This window comes from Paenibacillus hodogayensis (assembly GCF_039536325.1).
GTDB classification, from domain to species: Bacteria; Bacillota; Bacilli; order Paenibacillales; family NBRC-103111; genus Paenibacillus_AB; species Paenibacillus_AB hodogayensis.
The window spans coordinates 22,302-40,360 of sequence record NZ_BAAAYO010000017.1; the positions used below are offsets into that span (position 1 = coordinate 22,302).

17 protein-coding genes and 1 pseudogene are annotated in these 18,059 nt (G+C 49.2%); 15 read left to right on the forward strand and 3 right to left on the reverse strand.

The features are described from left to right. Positions 1-289 precede the first annotated feature (289 nt). From rarD to ABD796_RS30955, 3 genes are all read left to right on the forward strand, one after another. The gene (gene rarD / locus ABD796_RS30945) at positions 290-1,168 is read left to right on the forward strand and encodes an EamA family transporter RarD (RefSeq protein ID WP_344915762.1); all 879 of its coding nucleotides are present in this window, start codon (positions 290-292) and stop codon (positions 1,166-1,168) included. Between the two features lie 184 nt (positions 1,169-1,352). After that, entirely contained in the window at positions 1,353-2,066 is a 714-nt protein-coding gene (locus tag ABD796_RS30950) for a metallophosphoesterase family protein (RefSeq protein ID WP_344915764.1), read from the forward strand. A gap of 453 nt (positions 2,067-2,519) precedes the next feature. After that, the gene (locus tag ABD796_RS30955) at positions 2,520-3,086 is read left to right on the forward strand and encodes a histidine phosphatase family protein (protein WP_344915766.1); all 567 of its coding nucleotides are present in this window, start codon (positions 2,520-2,522) and stop codon (positions 3,084-3,086) included. Between the two features lie 162 nt (positions 3,087-3,248). On the opposite strand, the gene ABD796_RS30960 is transcribed toward ABD796_RS30955, so the two are convergent. Together ABD796_RS30960 and ABD796_RS30965 are read right to left on the reverse strand one after the other, a co-directional pair. Further along, complete coding sequence (locus tag ABD796_RS30960) at positions 3,249-3,599, reverse strand: LysR family transcriptional regulator (protein ID WP_344915923.1); 351 nt, start codon at positions 3,597-3,599, stop codon at positions 3,249-3,251. Between the two features lie 54 nt (positions 3,600-3,653). Beyond that, positions 3,654-4,019: a hypothetical protein gene (locus ABD796_RS30965; RefSeq protein ID WP_344915768.1), complete on the reverse strand. Its 366-nt coding sequence runs from the start codon at positions 4,017-4,019 to the stop codon at positions 3,654-3,656. A 302-nt stretch (positions 4,020-4,321) separates the two neighbouring features. Here ABD796_RS30965 and ABD796_RS30970 point away from each other — a divergent pair, with 302 nt between their 5' ends. The 6 genes from ABD796_RS30970 to ABD796_RS30995 all read left to right on the forward strand — a co-directional run bounded on the left by ABD796_RS30970 (position 4,322) and on the right by ABD796_RS30995 (position 9,412). Further along, complete coding sequence (locus ABD796_RS30970; protein WP_344915770.1) at positions 4,322-5,392, forward strand: hypothetical protein; 1,071 nt, start codon at positions 4,322-4,324, stop codon at positions 5,390-5,392. A 123-nt stretch (positions 5,393-5,515) separates the two neighbouring features. Beyond that, the gene (locus ABD796_RS30975; RefSeq protein WP_344915772.1) at positions 5,516-5,923 is read left to right on the forward strand and encodes a VOC family protein; all 408 of its coding nucleotides are present in this window, start codon (positions 5,516-5,518) and stop codon (positions 5,921-5,923) included. A 44-nt stretch (positions 5,924-5,967) separates the two neighbouring features. Beyond that, on the forward strand, positions 5,968-6,405 hold the full coding sequence (locus ABD796_RS30980) for a VOC family protein (RefSeq protein WP_344915774.1): 438 nt from the start codon (positions 5,968-5,970) through the stop codon (positions 6,403-6,405). A 3-nt stretch (positions 6,406-6,408) separates the two neighbouring features. After that, on the forward strand, positions 6,409-7,602 hold the full coding sequence (locus ABD796_RS30985) for a VOC family protein (RefSeq protein WP_344915776.1): 1,194 nt from the start codon (positions 6,409-6,411) through the stop codon (positions 7,600-7,602). 13 nt (positions 7,603-7,615) lie between these two features. Further along, positions 7,616-8,443, forward strand: coding sequence for a VOC family protein (locus ABD796_RS30990; protein WP_344915778.1), 828 nt, complete (start codon positions 7,616-7,618; stop codon positions 8,441-8,443). A 72-nt stretch (positions 8,444-8,515) separates the two neighbouring features. Continuing rightward, positions 8,516-9,412 carry a hypothetical protein gene (locus tag ABD796_RS30995; protein WP_344915780.1) on the forward strand — a complete coding sequence of 299 codons (897 nt, stop codon included), beginning with the start codon at positions 8,516-8,518 and terminating at the stop codon, positions 9,410-9,412. Between the two features lie 239 nt (positions 9,413-9,651). On the opposite strand, the gene ABD796_RS31000 is transcribed toward ABD796_RS30995, so the two are convergent. Continuing rightward, on the reverse strand, positions 9,652-10,452 hold the full coding sequence (locus tag ABD796_RS31000; protein ID WP_344915782.1) for a helix-turn-helix domain-containing protein: 801 nt from the start codon (positions 10,450-10,452) through the stop codon (positions 9,652-9,654). 87 nt (positions 10,453-10,539) lie between these two features. Between ABD796_RS31000 and ABD796_RS31005 the strand changes: the two are divergent. The 6 genes and pseudogenes from ABD796_RS31005 to ABD796_RS31030 form a co-directional block, all read left to right on the forward strand. Beyond that, a pseudogene (locus ABD796_RS31005) lies at positions 10,540-10,710 on the forward strand (DUF4964 domain-containing protein); the annotation flags it as partial. After that, positions 10,711-12,468, forward strand: coding sequence for a glutaminase domain-containing protein (locus tag ABD796_RS31010; protein ID WP_344915925.1), 1,758 nt, complete (start codon positions 10,711-10,713; stop codon positions 12,466-12,468). 529 nt (positions 12,469-12,997) lie between these two features. Beyond that, positions 12,998-13,168 carry a hypothetical protein gene (locus ABD796_RS31015; RefSeq protein WP_344915784.1) on the forward strand — a complete coding sequence of 57 codons (171 nt, stop codon included), beginning with the start codon at positions 12,998-13,000 and terminating at the stop codon, positions 13,166-13,168. Between the two features lie 764 nt (positions 13,169-13,932). After that, positions 13,933-15,795 (forward strand): helix-turn-helix domain-containing protein, encoded by a 1,863-nt coding sequence (locus ABD796_RS31020; protein WP_344915786.1) that lies wholly within the window; start codon positions 13,933-13,935, stop codon positions 15,793-15,795. Between the two features lie 339 nt (positions 15,796-16,134). After that, the gene (locus ABD796_RS31025; protein ID WP_344915788.1) at positions 16,135-17,040 is read left to right on the forward strand and encodes an ABC transporter permease; all 906 of its coding nucleotides are present in this window, start codon (positions 16,135-16,137) and stop codon (positions 17,038-17,040) included. A 20-nt stretch (positions 17,041-17,060) separates the two neighbouring features. Next, on the forward strand, positions 17,061-17,939 hold the full coding sequence (locus ABD796_RS31030; protein ID WP_344915790.1) for a carbohydrate ABC transporter permease: 879 nt from the start codon (positions 17,061-17,063) through the stop codon (positions 17,937-17,939). Positions 17,940-18,059 lie beyond the last annotated feature (120 nt).

Sequence of the window (18,059 nt, forward strand, 5' to 3'; positions counted from 1 at the left end):
TCATCAGAACTGGAGCAGGCGCCGCGGCGACCTGCTCCTGATCATTGAAGTAACGGGAGTTATGCGAATGTCACGGATATGAAAAGATAAAAATTCCGATGGAGTTAATCGACATAAGACATTAGGCCAATTACTCTCGCAAAGCCAACTAACCGAACACACATTGAAGACAGCTTTAAGTAACAAAGATGGTGAATATCCGATTGTCGAAAGAGTACCCAGTTGCTTAAGTTCTGAGCGAGGCGTATAATCCGTTCTGACGCCGGAGTAAGAAGTGGGGAAATTGGTTATGAACAACGGGTTGGTCAACGCCATTATCGCGTATATCATGTGGGGGATTCTCCCACTATATTGGAAGCTGTTTAACAACGTGCCGGCAGGCGAGATTCTATCGCATCGAATCGTCTGGTCGTTCGTCTTCATGGGTATTCTCGTCGCCGTTCAGCGCCGCTGGGGCAACTTGAAGCGGATTGCAGCTAGCCGTGTGCTCCTGCTGTCGCTCGCTGCCAGCGGACTGCTGATCACAGCAAATTGGCTCATCTTCATCTGGGCGGTCAACAACGGCCATGTTGTCGAGACAAGTCTCGGCTATTACTTGAACCCTTTGCTGAACGTGCTGCTGGCGGTCGTCTTCCTTCGCGAGAAGCCTACCCGAGGCCAATGGCTCGCGATTGCCATCGCTGGAATCGCGGTGCTCATCATTGCCATCGACTACGGGCGGTTCCCGTGGGTCGCGATCTCGCTAGCCGCTTCGTTCAGTTTGTACGGCTTAGCGAAGAAGAAGATCGGGCAAGACGCTTCTGTAGGCTTGCTGTCGGAGACGGCTGTTGTCTTGCCCGTCGCGCTTGGCTACTGGATCTACTTGGCCGCCGTGGGAAGGACGACGGCTTGGACGCTGCCCGCGTTCACGCTCGTCGAGCTGCTTCTGTCCGGCGCAGTAACGGCGCTGCCGCTGCTCTTCTTTGCGCGGGCGGCTACCCGGATGGCGCTATCCACGCTCGGCTTTGTACAATACATCGGGCCGACGATCATGCTGTTTTTGAGCGTAATCGTATTCAAGGAAGCAGTCTCACCGGTTCTGCTTGTCGGCTTCGCGCTCATCTGGTCAGCGCTCGTCCTATACGCTGTGGCATCCGTTCGCGGCACGAGACTCACGAAGGCGAGCTGAAGGCAAGGGCGCTCTGGCACGCCATAACCCGGCGTGGATCACATACAGTTGCTTTGGCGTAGTTGGCCGCCTGACTGCGCTCCAGCGGTGCCCTAATTCCTTTGTTCGGCGCTCAACACGCCCTTCAGAGTTTGCAATAAAGACGTTAGGCAAAATCCCCCAAGCCATAATTAGAGGAGATCTTATGAAGAGAACAGTTATGATCAGTGATATTCATGGATGCATCAAGCAATTCAATCAATTACTTTTACTTATTGAATATAATCCAATTGATGATCAGCTCATCCTGCTAGGTGATTATGTAGATAGAGGCCCTGATAGCAAAGCAGTAGTCGATAGAGTAATTGAACTAGTGAGAAATAATAAAGCAATAGCATTACGAGGTAATCATGACCAACGACTTTATGATCTAGTGAATAGCCATAGCAAGGAAGTGAGAATCAAATTCCTAGAGCATGGTGGGATACAAACGATTCAAAGCTACTGTGGCTCGAATGCTGAGATCACGGAAGAGCGATTGCAACAGGGAATTGAGATGATTCGGACTAACTATCGGCACCATACAGATTTTCTTGGACAATTACCTCTATATTACGAAGACAATCATCACATATATGTTCATGCTGGGTTGAATCCTAGCTTTACAGACTGGAAGAAACAATCTGAGCGTGATTTTATGTATATAAAGGACGAGTTTATAAGATCGAGCTTTGACTTGAAGAGGAAAGTTATTTTTGGTCATACGAGAACAGTTGATATACATACTCAACCTGATATTTGGTTTAGCGAGGATAAGATCGGAATAGATGGTGGATGCGCATACGGTATGCAGTTGAACTGTCTAATTTTCCAAGATGGAAAGTACATAACTGAACATATAAAATGGTCTCGAACGTAAATTAGAATGAAGCGGGGGACTTCACCTAACACCGTATTCGCCATCGGGATGCTGGAGTTCGTGGGAATTCTGTACCAATAGGAGGCCGTGAACTACATTCGTACAAAAGTTTTCAAAAAGCTCCACAGCGGAAAGTCGCTTGGGATCGGGACGTTTTTTTCTGGGGTTGGACATAAGGAAGGGACTAGCCGTCATGCTGGTCTTTTTTTATTTCATAAGACCCCGCTGAATCTGTTAAGCTGGCCTCATTGAAGTAACGGGTACGATAGTGAAATTAGGCGGGGGAGCAGATCACCGCGGTAGCTGCTCCCTTCTGCTTTGAAGTAACTGACAGGTTTGCATAGCAGTGATAATTGGTTTATTGTGGAATTACAGGTTTTAAGAGTGAATAAGATTTTCGCTAGATGCTCTTGATATTAAAGAAGTAAATGAAAGCATCTAAAGGAGGCTTGTATGAAGACAATTATCTATATGGTTAGGCATGGAGAATCACCATACAATGAAGGAAATGAAAGAACAAGAGGGCTTACCCCAAAAGGAAAGATCGATATTGAAAAAGTAACGAAGTTACTTGTAGGTGAAGGAATAGACATGATTATATCAAGTCCTTATACTCGAGCAATTCTTAGTGTTGAGGGATTGGCCGAGCACTTAAAGTTAGGTATTAAAGTATTTGAAGATCTTAGAGAACGTCATTTTGCATCTTATATTATTGAAAATGCAGAGTTAATGTCTAGTATTAGAGAGAGTTTTAATGACCCTAACGATACCTTACCGGGTGGAGAGTCTAATGCTGATTGTCAGAAAAGAGCAATCTCAGTTCTAAAAACCATATTAAAAGAGCACACAGGGAAGAAAATAGCAATCGGGACTCATGGTCTTGTAATGACTTTGATGATGAATCATTTCGATCCAGCTTTTGGCTTGGAGTTTTTGAATCAATTAAAGAAACCAGATATCTATAAAATGCAATTCGAGGACTTAGAATTAGAAGAAGTAACAAGAATGTGGAATGATTAGATTTTATAAGGTTTATCGAAGAGGAATGTGACACCAAAGGGTGTGAATAAATCTCAATCATGCTTGTAGGAGAATTAATCACGAGAATAAAATCTTAAACTTGATAAAGGACAAGAACAATATGTGGCCTCTAACGAAATCGACGGTCCCGTCTCTCAGATGCTACAGGCAACCTAGCGTCGAGCCCGTGACCAGCTTGATTTTAACTCCCGAATAATGCTGCTTGAAATCTTTCAGAAACGGCAGCAGCACAAATCGGATAGTAGAATCGCTTGCCCCGATTCTTACTTCCCCGTTGTTCAGATTGACGACCTCACCCATCTTTTTCACCGCCGACGAAATAAGCCCATATGCTTGTTCGACAAAAGAAAAGAGCATCTTGCCGTCGATCGTCAGTTCGACGCCTTTCGGTGTCCGCACAAACAGATTCAGCTGCAAAGCTCCTTCGAGCTGTTTGATCGCCAGACTGACGCTCGGCTGGGTCATATGCAGCTGCTTGGCCGCTTTGGAAATCGAGCCGGCTAAGGCATTTTATCCCCCCGTAATACCCGTTATCCGATATAGGCCTCATATATTGTTCAGTTCGGCTTGCCGGGCCGTTTCGGCTGCCGTGATCGTATTGGCCGCGGTAACGAGCTGCGTTAACTGCGTGTCCAAGGTGCCCGCATCCGCGCTTGGCTTGTTTTTCTTAAACGTCTGGTCCATGTCCTTGTACTCGGTTTCCAGCCACGATTCTTCCGGAAGCGCGTTCTTAAGCCTACGCTCGGCGTTCAGGGCGGCTTGGTTCGTCGGCTTCGCTTCGTTTGCGAAGCGCTGCTGCAAGCGGGTTGGGTCGTCATCTCCTAGCGTCCGCTGTACGAGAGTGCCGGCAGGGGCGGTCCGGTGCGGCTTCGCGGCAAGAGCTTTGCGCTCCGGCGAATCCGGCTGCATCATCCGGACCTCCTGATTGCCTACCGTCCGCTGCAGGAAGCGGATATCAGGCGGGGAGAAGGGCCGAGCCGCTGTCCATTCGCTTCCGGAGCTCTGGGCCGGAGAGGATGCCGCCGATTTGGCAGTTCGATTCAGTTTGCTGTCCAGTTTCGCCGATTTAGACGAGTTTGAGCGTATTACCGGAATCTTAGAACAGGTGTTAAACGGAAATTGGAAATATATTGACAAGAGAACGTACGTTCTATATGGTAATAGATGTAAACGCTGTAAAGTTTGCAGCTGAATCGGCGGAAAGAGGTGTGTTCGTGTCCAAATCGGCGTGGAGCCTGACTACCGACTTGAACGAATTCGATTTGAACGGCTCCGGAGCTTACCCCGGCGCTTGGCACGGCCGGGAGGCGCTATATATTGAAAATCGGCTGGGAGCCCCTGTTTTGCTGAAAAGCCAGTTGAATCTCGATCGTTACCGTCTACAGGCGGAAATCGCTTGTCCTCAAGCACCGGGCTTTATCGGACTCGTCTTTGGAGTCCGCGATTCGCGCAACTATGAATTGGTATACGTATCGCCTGGCACAGAAACTGATCCAGGCGAAATTCAATACGATCCGGTCATGAACGGATCGACAACATGGCAAATTAATAACGGCCCGGAGTATCAGGCGGCGGCCCCGTTTATCGATCAGGAATGGTCGAAGCTTTGTTTGGAGGTGCAGCAGCACGAAGTATCGATTCGCGTCGGCGAAGATCCTGTCCCCCAACTCGTCATCCGCAATCTTCAGCACGGGCGCTGCTGCGGCACGATCGGCGTCTGGGGCTATTTGCCCAGCTATATCCGCAATCTTAGCGTGGAGACCATCGAGCCGAACGATTCCGTTCCGGCTGAAAAAGCGGCCGGGCTGAAACGGCTCGCAGCCGAAACGTTCATAACCGGCTGGACGGTTTCGGAACCGTACTTCGCGGACGGGGACTTTAACGTTAGCGGCGGCGGCTCTTCGGTATATGCGGACGTCGAGGAGAACGGCACGTTAAACTTGAACCGGTTATTCCCATGCGCCAGCGGGATGGCGGTGCAAGCCTCCTGCAAGTTTACGATACCCGAAGAAAAGGAGACGGTGCTTACTTTTGGCTTTAGCGACTGTCTCCGTCTGTGGGTGAACGGGGAAGCGGTGTATCAAGGCGATTGGACCTGGACTCCTCCGGGAAGCGACGGACGAATCCGGCCCGATTTTGCGGAAGCCCGGGTACGCTGGCGAGCCGGTTTGAACACGATTCGCGCCGAAGTTGGGAGCACCGAGGCGATATTCGGGTGGGGACTTGCCGTTAAAACCCGGCTCTTCGAAATGATGCCGCATCCGGACCCGGACGAACGCCTTTAGTCGGTATCGGTCGACGCGAGCACGCGCATGTACGCCCGTCGGGGCGAAATGCGACGATGTCTCCCCTCGTCGCTTACCCTAAATAAGCTTCAATAACCTGCTTAAATAAGGAGGAAATCTGAAATGGCGGTTAAATTGCTGGGAAGCATCTTTATTCCAGTCAGCAGGCTGGAAGCCTCGATCGAATTTTATACGAATCACTTGAAGCTGACGTGTCGCGGAATCGAGGAATGGGGCGATGGACAGCGCGGCGCGACGTTGTTCGTAAGCAATTCGCCTGCGGGTGCGGCGATGATTACGCTCGCGGAAACGAAGGAGCCTTTTATGGTGTCCGACAGGCCTTGGTTCAATTTCTCGTGCAGCGATGCCACGGAGATGCATCGCTTGCTGCAGGCGCACGGATGCCGCGTAACGGAGCTGGTGTCATGGGATAGCCCGTGGAACCGTCATTGGATGTTCGATCTGTACGACCCGGACGGGCACCCGATCAATTTGATCGAGATGATTCCGATTGACGCGCCGGTCGTGTAAGGCGCCCAAAACCCCATTATTACTCAGAGAGGCAAGTGAATCGAATGACGGCTACGCAAACGAAGAAAGCGCTTTTGAACAAAATCGAGTGCGCCTATATGCCCGTATCCGATCCGGGCGTGTCTGCGGAATGGTACGAGCGGGTGCTCGGCTTGAAACTGCGCTCCCCCGTCAAGCCGGGCAGCGGAGCGATTATGATTATGGGCGGCGGGCAATGGCTATTTTTGCTGCCGAGCCCGGGCATGACGCCGCTGACGTTCGAAACGACCGGCTGGGCCGGAGAGGGAGAATCGTTCGAGATGTTCCCGCTCTGCTTCGAGACGGACGACATTGCGGCGCTCCACGCCTCGCTCGCCGAGTCGGGAACCTGGACGGAAGCAGCCGTCCGTGACGAGGGTGGCTGCGGCTTGCAGCTCGATTTCAAAGACCCGGACGGAAATAAGTATCAGGCTTGGCAGCCGCCGGCCCAAAAAGGAGAGTAGCCGATGGAAGCAACCTCGAAAACGGTTCCGCTGCAGACGGGAGCGGCTAGCCTGTTCGTGCACGTATCTGATTTGCGCAGAGCTGCGGAATGGTACAGCGACTTGCTCGGTTTGCCGATTATGGAGGAACGGTTGAATGGAGGACCAGTGTATTGGTTCGACCTGCCGGGGACCGGCCTCCTTCTTGACGACAATAGCGGCAACCGCGAAAATCCGGATTGGCGCGAGGAAATGAAGCCGCTGTTCATGTTCGCCTGTGATAATATCGATGAAGCATACGACTATGTGCAGTCAAAGGCGGAAGTGCTGGGCGAGCCGGAGCGATATACGAACGTAGCGCATTTTTGTTTTCGTTCGCCGGACGGACGGGTGTATATGGTGTGCTGGTCGAAGGACGGTGGCACCCAGCCGGAGCTTCCGGCAAGCTTAAGTCCGGTAAGGCCGCGAGTCGGCGGAGTGTTTATTAATGTCCGCGATATGCGCGCTAGCGCCGCTTGGCTTAGCGACCTGCTTGGCGTTCCTCTTAGGGAGAAGGAAACGTCGGGTTCGATTTATGTGATATCCGCTTCCCGGGGGGCCGATCTGCTGCTGGACGATAATCGCGCGCAAAACGGAGATTCGTTCGAAATCCCGTTTATGCTCGATACGAATGACATCGGCGGCGCCCTTGCTTACGTCTTGGAACGGGGACTGACCGTTTTTCACGGCATCGAGCGTCACCGAAGCTTAGCGTTCTTCGCGCTTGCCGATCCGGACGGCAACTTGGTCATGGTATGCGGCGACGATGAAGAGCATGCCGGAGATATCGACGGCTATACACTCGTTCAACTGCCGGTTCGGAACTTGAAGCGGTCCGTCGCCTTCTATATGGATATGCTTGGCTATGTGCTCGAACATCCCGAGCGGCCGATCGAAGAGCATGCGTTTCTGCGCACCAAATCCGGCTCCGGCCCGGGCTTGCATTTGTGCGAGGTTGCGGATGGCGAGTTCAAAACCGACCATTGGCTTCGCGAAGGCAAGCCGGTTCACGGCCTCGAGCTGCACAGCCGGGACGTTCGCACGCTGCATCGGAGGCTTGTCCGCTCGGGCGTCCGGATCGAAGCCGCACCGTATTTCGTGGAGCCTTGCGGCGGGTACGTGAAGTTTTACGATCCGGACGGTCATCTCCTGGTCGTTAATCAAAGCAGCACACAATAAAGGGGGATAAACAATGGCGCAACCGAAAACGATCGGATCTTCCTTGACCGTGCTGCTTGTAAGCGATACGGCCAAGTCGCAGGCGTACTATCGCGATGTGCTCGGCTTCGACGTCACCGACTGGTGGGCGGAGAGGGACGGGTTGAACGGCTTGGCGCTCAAGCTGCTGCAGGCCGCTTCGCCGGAGGACGTGCGACCGAAGGCAGCTGCGAAAGGCAGCTCGGTCGGAGTAGACATTTACGCGTACGTGGATACATGGGCGAAATTGGAGTCTTTATACAAGGAGTTTAAAGAAAAAGGCGCCTTCCTTGCGCAGGACATCGTGACATACCCGGACGGTGGGCCGTGGAAAGAGTTCATCGTACGCGATCCGGACGGATACGGGATTGCGATCGGGGGCGTGGACGGCCGGCCCGGCGGGATGCGCAGTCCGATTCGGCCGCATGTCGGCGCAGTCCGTTTGGCGGTCCGCGACTTGGACCGCGCTGTGGAGCGCTACGCCCGGCTACTCGATTTGAACGTCAACCCGGTGGACCGGTTCGACGGCAAGCTGCACACGTTCAAGCTTGAGAACGGCACCGATTTGGTGCTCGAGGCAAGGGATAGCGAGGACAGAGTGGACGATGCACGTATTTCGCCATCAAGCTCCCAGTCGTTCACGGTGTACGCGGCCGATATCGATGCGGCATACAATTTTTCGATTTCCGCGGGCTTTGAAGAGGCGGAGGGCATCGACCGGACTTCCGGTCAGGCCCATTTTCGAATTCGTGACGATGACGGCAATAAGGTTATCGTTGTCCAATCGCAGAAAGCGCGCGTTTCCCGCAGAAGTCAAAGGTAAATTTTAATCCGATCGTTGCCCCCTCAACCCACCGCTGCCGTACGAACTAAGATGGTAGGGGGGATGAACGTAATGGAAACAAAACGGTGCATCTTTTGCGACAAAATCGTACCGATCAAGCAGAAAGACGAAACCTACACCTTTTTGGGCTGCAACTGCGCACCCGGCGAATCCTACAAGCTGCGCATCGACAGCTATGAGCCATACGCCTCGCTTCCCCACCAAACGAAGCATCAAATGTTCCCGATCGTCTCGGCCTACATTCGAGAGCTGGTCGATTGCGAGGAACCCGTCATTCTTTCGTTCGAGGACTTGGAAGCGATTCGCAATTCGCCGCGCATACCGGTGACGATCGAAGCGAAATCGGAAAAGCTGCTCCTCTATTTTCACAGACATGTGAAAGGACCGAACGAAACGGTCGTCATCAGGCAGCTTGGCGAACATTTCAACCTTACTTATTCGCCGAACTTGCAGGAGTTCGTCCACATTATCGAGAAGCTGAGAGACGAGCGGCTGCTCGAAAGAACGGGAACGGCGTTCAAGCTGACGGAAAACGGGTGGCGGGAAGCGGACGCAAAAGCCGGCGGCAAGCTGCTGAAGCCTTGCGCCGTCATCGTGTCCGACCTCGAAGAGGTCCGGGCGGAATGGTCGATGACCATATTCCCGAAGCTCCAGCAGTGCGGTTATTTTCCTCGCATGATCGAGCATTCGAGGTTTAACAAGGTGGGAGACAGCGCCTTTCAGACAATTGCCGAAAGCAAACTGCTCATTGCCGACTTGTCTGGCGACTGTGCGGACATTTATTTTGCCGCAGGCTACGCGCTTGGTTTGGAAGTACCGGTGCTTTGCTCGGTGAAGCGAAGCGACGCCGAACGGCTCGTCATTCAGTCGAATCAGATGCGACCAATCGTATGGGAGCAAGCCGAGGAGCTGGCGGACAAGCTGCAGCAGCGTCTCGCCGTATCTTAACGTGAAGAGAAGCTCTTGCCGGGTGGCAAGAGCTTCAGGCTGTCGAGAAAGTGTCGACAGCCTTAAATATACTTTTTTAATTTAACGCGACACCGCGTTATCGGACCGGCAGAATCTTGTTCTTTGACAACTAAATCAGCAGCCGTACAAGCTTTTTATTTTGTGCACAGTGGCCGGAAATTAAATGACCATGTGGCCGGATTTTCAGTAGACAAATACATTTGGTATGTAAGCTTGTATCATAAACCTGTATTTCGAAAGTAATATGGGGCTATTCCTGTCTTCTGTTTAAACAAATTCGAAAAATAAAATTCATCCGCAAAGGAAAGATAGGCCGCAATTTCTCTAATGGTCATACTGGTGCTTCTGAGAAGCTTTTTGGCAAACTCCATCTTCAATTGAAGATGGTAGTTGTACGGAGTGATGCCGTACTGGTGTTTAAACAGGCGTATCGCCTGCGATTCCGATTTTCCGATCACTTGCGCAAGCTCTGACAAGGAAACGTTCTCCGAGACGCGGCCATCCAAATACTTTCTCATCCTCATTGCATCCGAATGAATATCCGGGGTATGCAAATGCTCACTGATCTTGAACAGAAGCTCATGCACGGCCAAGGTGCAATTCAGAACGGAGTTGTTGTCATTCGTTCGGGCATTCCTGATGATCTGCTGCAAATAGTGCATGGAATAAAAATCAGGGATATGATAACAGCCTTCAAGCTTGTAACTGCGTACCAACTCCGTCAACAACTCTCCGTTAAAATTAACCCAGATCTTCACCCACGGGTCATCTCTATCGGAGAAATAATAGTGGTCTTTACCCTGGTGCAAAAAATACGTATCCCCTGCCGCGGGATAAAACTCGTTCGAGTCGATTCTAATTGTACCTCTTCCCTTGACGATATACTCTATGCAGCTTACTTTCGAGCAGGGGCGCCCAATCCGATAGGTCTCATCGCAAAATGACTTCCCTGCCATCTCAAAGTTCAATCCAAGCTGCCTATCGGCCCCTTCGCCGAAATAATAAATTTGTTCCCTCATGCGTGTTTTCCTCATCCATATTCTTCTTTTCTCTATACCTTATCATGCGCTCCGCTCTTATACTAGATGTAAAATCTCTATCGAGGAGCCGAGAAAATGAGCTTTAGACCATCCGCAGTGCCCCTTATTACGGTAGATCCGTATTTTAGTATCTGGTCCTTCGCTGACCATCTGTACGACGACCATACGCGTCATTGGACAGGACAGCGTAACGGAATGCTCGGTTTGTTGAAAATAGACGGTCAAGTGTATCGTTTCATGGGAAAAGTGGAAGCATTCAGTGAGCGATATTACGCAGAGCCGCAAGTGATCCCGCAAGTCAAGGTGGAAGTCAAACCGCTGACGACGATATACACCTTCGAAAACGAGAAAGTCGTATTGACGCTGAAATTTCTGACCCCGCTTCTTCCGGATCGGCTTCACCTTTTGTCTCGTCCCGTTTCTTACATCTCATATGACATCGAGGTTAAGGATGGAGGCGTGCATGATATTCAAGTGTATGTTGACATTGCTGGCGAATGTTGTGTCAATGACATGAAGCAGCAGATCGTTTTCAGCCATGGCCCAGACTCCGTCTATTGCGGCAACGAGGTGCAAAATCCGCTTCATGCAAGCGGGGACAACATACGAATCGATTGGGGCTATCTTCACGTTGCGCACCCCAAAGCGTTTGTGACCGATTATAACGGTAGGCATCAATTTCTGAACAATAAGGAAGTTACGCGTTTGGAGGACGAAACGCCAAGCCCGGCCAGCGCCTATTCCTGTATTGCCCTGATCAGCGATCAACGCTCCGATAGGATCTGCCTTGCTTACGACGATATCAAATCGATTGAATATTTTGGAAAACAGGTTGATGCATACTACAAGAATGAGTACGGCAGCTTTGACAATATGCTGAAGGCCGCCTTATCCGACTTTGAACACGTTCGTTCCCTTGCGGAAGAGTTCGAGGAGGAGCTCGCCGGCGAAGCAGCGAAAGTAAACCGTTATTATGCGGACATCGCTGCCCTCGCTTATCGTCAGACAATCGCCGCGCATAAGCTCGTGCTGCACGATGGGGATATCCTATTTTTGTCCAAGGAATGCTTCAGCAATGGCTGTATTGCAACGTTGGACGTCACTTATCCCTCTATTCCTCTGTTTCTCAAATATAATCCCGAACTCGTTAAGGGGATGCTGCGTCCGATTTTGAAATATGCCCATTCCAACGTCTGGACGTTCGATTTCGCTCCGCATGACTGTGGTCAGTACCCACTGTGCAATGGTCAAGTTTATGGAGACAATAAACTGGAGAGTCAAATGCCTGTCGAAGAGTGCGGCAACATGCTTCTTACCGTAGCAGCGTTGTCCCGCTTTGAGCGGTCGAACGAATTCGCCCTAAACGAGAAGGGTATCCTGGACAAATGGGCGGATTACCTTGTGAGGTATGGTTATGATCCCGGGAATCAGTTATGTACGGACGACTTTGCGGGCCATCTTGCTCATAACTGCAACCTGAGCGTCAAAGCTATCGTTGCGTTGGGGGCATACGGCAAACTGATGAACGACGAGAAGTATATCCGGGCCGCACAGGAGATGGCGAACAGATGGCTCGCCGACGCTCAACTGGAACATGGCTCAAAGCTCGCTTTCGATCAGCCCGACACCTGGAGCCTCAAATACAACCTGGTGTGGGATAAGCTGCTCGATGTTGGGTTGTTCGACGAACAAGTTTATGAACATGAAATCGAATTATATGCGAAAAAAATGAACAGGTACGGGATCCCGCTAGACTCGCGATCCGATTACACGAAGATTGACTGGCTGGCGTGGACAACCGTCTTTACAGAAAACAGCGAATATTGCGAAAGCTTGTACAGGTCTCTGTGGAACTTCATTCATGAGACTCCGCAGCGCGTACCGATTACGGATTGGTATTACAGTTCAACCGCTCATCAAGTGAAATATGGACGCTATATCGGATTTCAGAACCGTACGGTTCTCGGCGGGATCTACATCAATCTCCTCGTATAATCGTATAGGTAAGACTGTTTCTGATGTTTAGTGCAGAAGCGGTTGAAACCGACTGGCCCCGTCTACGTCTGCGGTAAACGAGATTCCGCCTGCGCCGGAAGGTTTGTAGATGGAGGCGGTGATTGTCTCCGTGCTGCCTGTGGCGGTGTACCCGTTCCTGCTTCGCTATTGTGAAAAAGGGACGATAATCGGCTCGTTAAAGGATAGCGAACTGCTTCGCGGCCCGTTTGCAAGAGGAAAATGCATGAGTCCGATATCGTATCGGTGCCCATGTCTTTTCGTTTAGGCGCGATCAAAAAAGAATAGACCAATTAGATGATCCATTACAGCGTAGTGACGCGCAATTTCGAACAAAATTGGATCCGCCATTTTTTGATCGCGCCTTATATCTGCACCTCTGTCCTTGCTTCGAGAGCTGACTGGAAGGCTATCCCACGGTTGCATGAATCAGGACATCTTCAATGAAAAGATGTCCTTTATTTAATTGTTGTCGAAGCATCAGATTGCTACAATTTGGGTGAAAGTGGAGGTGAAGACGTCCGAAATCTTCAAAATATCGTTCGTGTTGTTAAAGAATCTGTCCGGCGCTTCGGTCTTTGATTTTTCCGGGCTGCTCAAAAACGTGACGGTCATCTCGTCCACGTTGGAACTCAAGGGCGAGCTTAACGGGGAGTACGCCAACGGGAGACGAAAAGATTAGAGAACCAGGCTGTCTGGGGTAATTTGATTACGTTATAAGGAGATGTATTGTCCGAATATTATGGATGTGCTACTGGATCCATTTTGGGCAACAGGAGGGGGGCATTTTTATCAAGTGCGAAATTCGCCGGCTTTCGATATTGCCACCATAAAGAGTACCGACTTTGCAGAGGAAGTCTCTCTTTCCTTGTAAGAGATTTTTGCTTATTATTTTTAGAAAATTTTGCCTTGACTTCTTGTGTCACCCTATTCTATATTGGCACAAGATGAGAAGTATAGTTCATCTTGGCAATCCCAAAGGGGGGGCGCTTCGAAATGAAAAACAGAAGGCTGCAAATGCATTTTCCTAATACGAGCAGCGTTTTTTTCAAGCTGCTAAGCTCCTTTATCATTCTGATTTTGGTGCCGATTCTAATCTTTGGAAGCTTGGCTTATTTCCTATTCTCTAATGCGCTTCAAGAGGAAGTGAAAAAGAACAACGAACTCCTGTTGAAGCATGTGTATGTCAACATTGAGCAAAAAATGGAGGAAGTCCGGCAAACCTTGTATCAAATTTCGTTGACCGTTGATGTCGATCCCGGCAATCCAACGAAATTGCTGGACGTGTCCAAAACATTAAATCGCATCAAGGGCACGCAATCTTTTATAGACGATGTATACGTGTACTATAAGGAGAAGAATTGGATTATCACGGAGTCGGGTTTGTTTTATCCGGATTATTTCTTCGACTACGTGTATAAACCCGAAACGAACGATCGAGAACAATTGCTTCAGAAGCTGCAGGACCGCAATCTCTTTCAAGATCTGGGTACTTTCAAGCTGACAGACGGTGCTGGGTCCGGCAAACGGTATATCGTGGTTTTGTCGTCGTTTCCCCTTTACAACGCTGGGATCAGGGGGACTCTTGTTGTTTTAATCAATGAGACTAAATTTATGTCCATGATGAATTCCGTGAATCCATCGGACGCTCAAACCGGTTTTTATATCGTGAACGAGCAGCTTCAAACGATCATGGAATCGGATGCGAACCATTTCAATGTACGATTCTCGGATTGGAAGCTGCAGCAGTTTTTAAATGAGACTCTGATTGAAAGCCCTTCCAATGGAGCCCGCTACAATAATTACTTCGTTTCCCAATTTCATTCCAATGTGACGGATTGGAAATATATCGCGTTTTCATCGGCGGCCCATATTTTTAAACCGGTTTTCTTTTTACGCAATTGGATGGTGATCACCAGCTTATTCCTGCTAAGTTTAGGCGTGATGCTGTCCATCTTTCTCGCGAGAAACTTATACAAGCCGATTGGAGAAATTATGAGGTCGTTCCAATTCGACATGTCCGCCGTGGATTGGAAAAAGGAGAAAAAAATAAGCGAATTGGAGCTGATCTCGAGCCACATTCACTACATCACAGAGCGAAATCAGCATTTGATGCAAAGCGAAACGGAGCATATCTCTCTTTTGAAAGATTATTATGCGAAAACGATGATCCTGGGCATACCGGAGGAACGGATGAAGGTCAGGCCGGATTCAGCGGCTGGATTCAAGTATCCGTTGTTTTCCGTTATCGCGGCGAAGATCGAAATAACTGATCCCTTAAGCACCACCTTCCAACAATTGAATTTCAATAGCCGCCTGATCGAGGTGTTCAATCAGCTCTTGAACAATGATGCGGATATCTCGTGCATGGTAACGAATATTGGCCGGAATCAAATCTCCATTCTTGCGAATTATGAACAAGAAGACAAACTCACTCTGAACTTGCAGGCGGCCATGGAGCAAATATCCGGGTTGCCGGAAAAGGTTTGCTTTTCTCTTGCGCTAGGGATCGGAAGACCGTGTGATGATCTATTGACCGTGAATCGATCTTACGAAGAAGCGCTGGAAGCATTAAATTATCGTGAAGTAGACAAAACGATTCAGCTTATTCAACATCAGGACATCCACTTCGTACAGAAGTTTGTGGATTATCCGATCGATTTGGAACAGCAAATCATTGGAAATGTTCTTTCCGGCGATTACGCGAAGCTCGAAACGGTATTGAATGAAACCATCGACAGAAACAGGCATGCCATAAACTCGTATGTGCTATTGAACGATCTTTACAACACGCTTATGGCTACGGCCAACAAAATCATCCAAAGGAGCAGTGTGAAGAAGGAAGAGGTGTTTGACGAAGCCGTCATCAGCATTTATATGAACAAAGAAATGGCGAGCCTGGAAAGTATGAAGGACTCCGTATTCGGCATCTACCGGTATATGATCGAAACGTTATACGGGAATAAGGAGAGCAAAAACTACGATTTAAAGAACCAAATGATTCACTACATCGAATCCCACTTTAGCAGCGATATATCTTTAACAACACTTGCGGATCATTTTAACTTGAACCCCAAATATTTGAGCCGCTATTTTAAAGACCAGACCGGAACGAACTTCATCCAGTATGTCAATCGGCTGCGGATAGATCAAGCCAAACTGCTATTGCTAAAAGAAAAAAGGCTCCATATCGAAGAGATTGGGGAAAAAGTTGGCTATTTGAACAAAAATACGTTTATTACCACTTTCAAAAAACATGAAGGGATGACCCCCGGAAAGTTCAGGGAACTATCGACCCAAAACCTCTGAAGTGATCTGCTCAGAGGTTTTTTCTTACTCTGACAAACGTAACGCCGCAATTTTCCGATTTATCCCATCGAACCCCCGCTTCACGAGCCTAACCGAACGCCGAAGCCAAAAACCGTCCGCGAACCGGACGGTTTTTCTTAGGACTTGCGGTTTTTACGAAGCAAATATAGAAAATAGATGCCGCATTTGCCCAGAATGTAGAATTTGAATTCCTCTTCGAAATTGAATGCTTGAATCGCATTGAAACCGCTCTTATGATCGGGTTAACACAGAGTGAGCAGATCCAATACGATGCGGAAAAGACATGCAATTGGTTGCGATCAGGAAGAGGGAGATAAGTTGAAACAAACCTTACGATTAATCAAAAGAGACCGCTTGCTTTTATTCATGCTGCTTCCCGGAATCCTTTATTTTCTCGTCTTCAAGTATGCCCCCATGTACGGAGTCGTCATCGCCTTCCAAAGATACAATCTGTACAAAGGCATTTTTCACAGCGAATGGGTGGGCCTCAAGTATTTTATAGAGTTTTTTCAAGGCCCGGACGCGTGGCGGCTGATCCGCAATACGCTGCTCCTCAATGTGTATCAACTCCTATTTGCCTTCCCGGCGCCGATCCTTTTAGCGCTTGCCTTTAATGAATTGAGAAAGGTCTGGTTCAAAAAGATTAGTCAGACAATCAGTTTTCTGCCGCATTTTATCTCTACCGTTGTCATCGCCGGACTTGTCGTCAATTTTCTTTCGCCATCGACGGGGCTTGCCAACAAATTGCTGGGCCTTTTCGAGATCAGTCCGATTTCGTTTATGATGATGCCGGATTATTTCAGGACGATTTTCATCAGCATGGGCATCTGGAAATCGGTGGGATGGGGAACGATCATTTACTTGGCAGCGATGGCGGGGATTAATCCGGAATTGTACGAAGCCGCTTCCATTGATGGAGCCAGTAAGCTTAAAAAAGTGTGGTATGTGACACTCCCGGGGATAATGCCGGTCATCATCATCTTATTCATTTTGCAATTGGGCGATATCCTTAGCGTCGGCGCAGAATCCATCATTCTTTTATACAATCCGGTCACCTATGAAACGGCCGATGTGCTGTCGACATACGTTTACCGCAGAGGATTGATTTCTGGCGAGTTCAGCTTCGCTGCAGCGGTCGACTTGTTTAATTCCGTCGTAGGCCTCGTTCTTGTGTTCGCTGCGAACAAAATCAGCAAAAAAGCAACGGAAACCAGTATATGGTAAGCCGAGTGGGGGAACATCCAATGAAAATCGCCGATAGCTGGGGAGACCGAATCTTTGCCAATATTTCGCGGATCCTGGTTTGGTTCGTCGTACTCGTTACCTTGTATCCGTTTGTATACGTTTTCTCGTCTTCGATCAGCGATCCGACAGCGGTATATAAAAATCAAATCTTTTTGTGGCCGATCGGGTTCAGCTTGAAGGCGTATAAAACCATATTAAGTTACCCGGAATTAAGAATGGGATATGTGAACACCGTCTTCTATACCGTTGTAGGAACGACCATCAACATGTTGCTCACTTCCTTGATGGCTTACCCACTTTCCAGGAAGAACCTCGTATTCCGCAAACCGTTCATGATCATGATCACCTTCACCCTTGTCTTTTCCGGAGGTTTGATCCCTACGTTCCTGATCGTGAAGTCGCTTGGTATGGTGGATACTTATTGGGCGCTGTTAATTCCAGGCGCCATCAGTACGTGGAACGTCATTCTGATGAAGACCTTCTTCGAAAACTTGCCCAAAGAGCTGGAAGAAGCGGCCACGATCGACGGCGCGTCGTCGATGCAAATTTTGTTTCGCATCATCTTGCCTTTATCGAAACCCGCCTTCGTAACGATTGCCTTGTTTTATGCGGTCGGACACTGGAACAGCTATTTTCCGGCGATGATCTATTTGCAGAGTGAACACTTGTATCCCGTGCAATTATTTTTGCGCAAGATCGTATTGCTTGGTCAAACGGCCGATATCACGGGGGGACAAGGGAGCACGGAGACGATCTTGATGGCGGAATCGCTCAAATATGCAACGATCATGATTGTTGCTTTGCCGATCATGCTCGTATACCCGTTTGTCCAGAAGCATTTTGTAAAAGGTGCCATGATCGGCTCGCTGAAAGGGTGAAGAAGCGCAAGCTTTTTACCATATATCCAAAAACCTTAGGAGGGGTTCGAAGTCTGAAAACTAAGCTCACCGCACGTAGTAGGGAGAACGGGCATAGCAAAATAAGTCGTGCTCAGAACG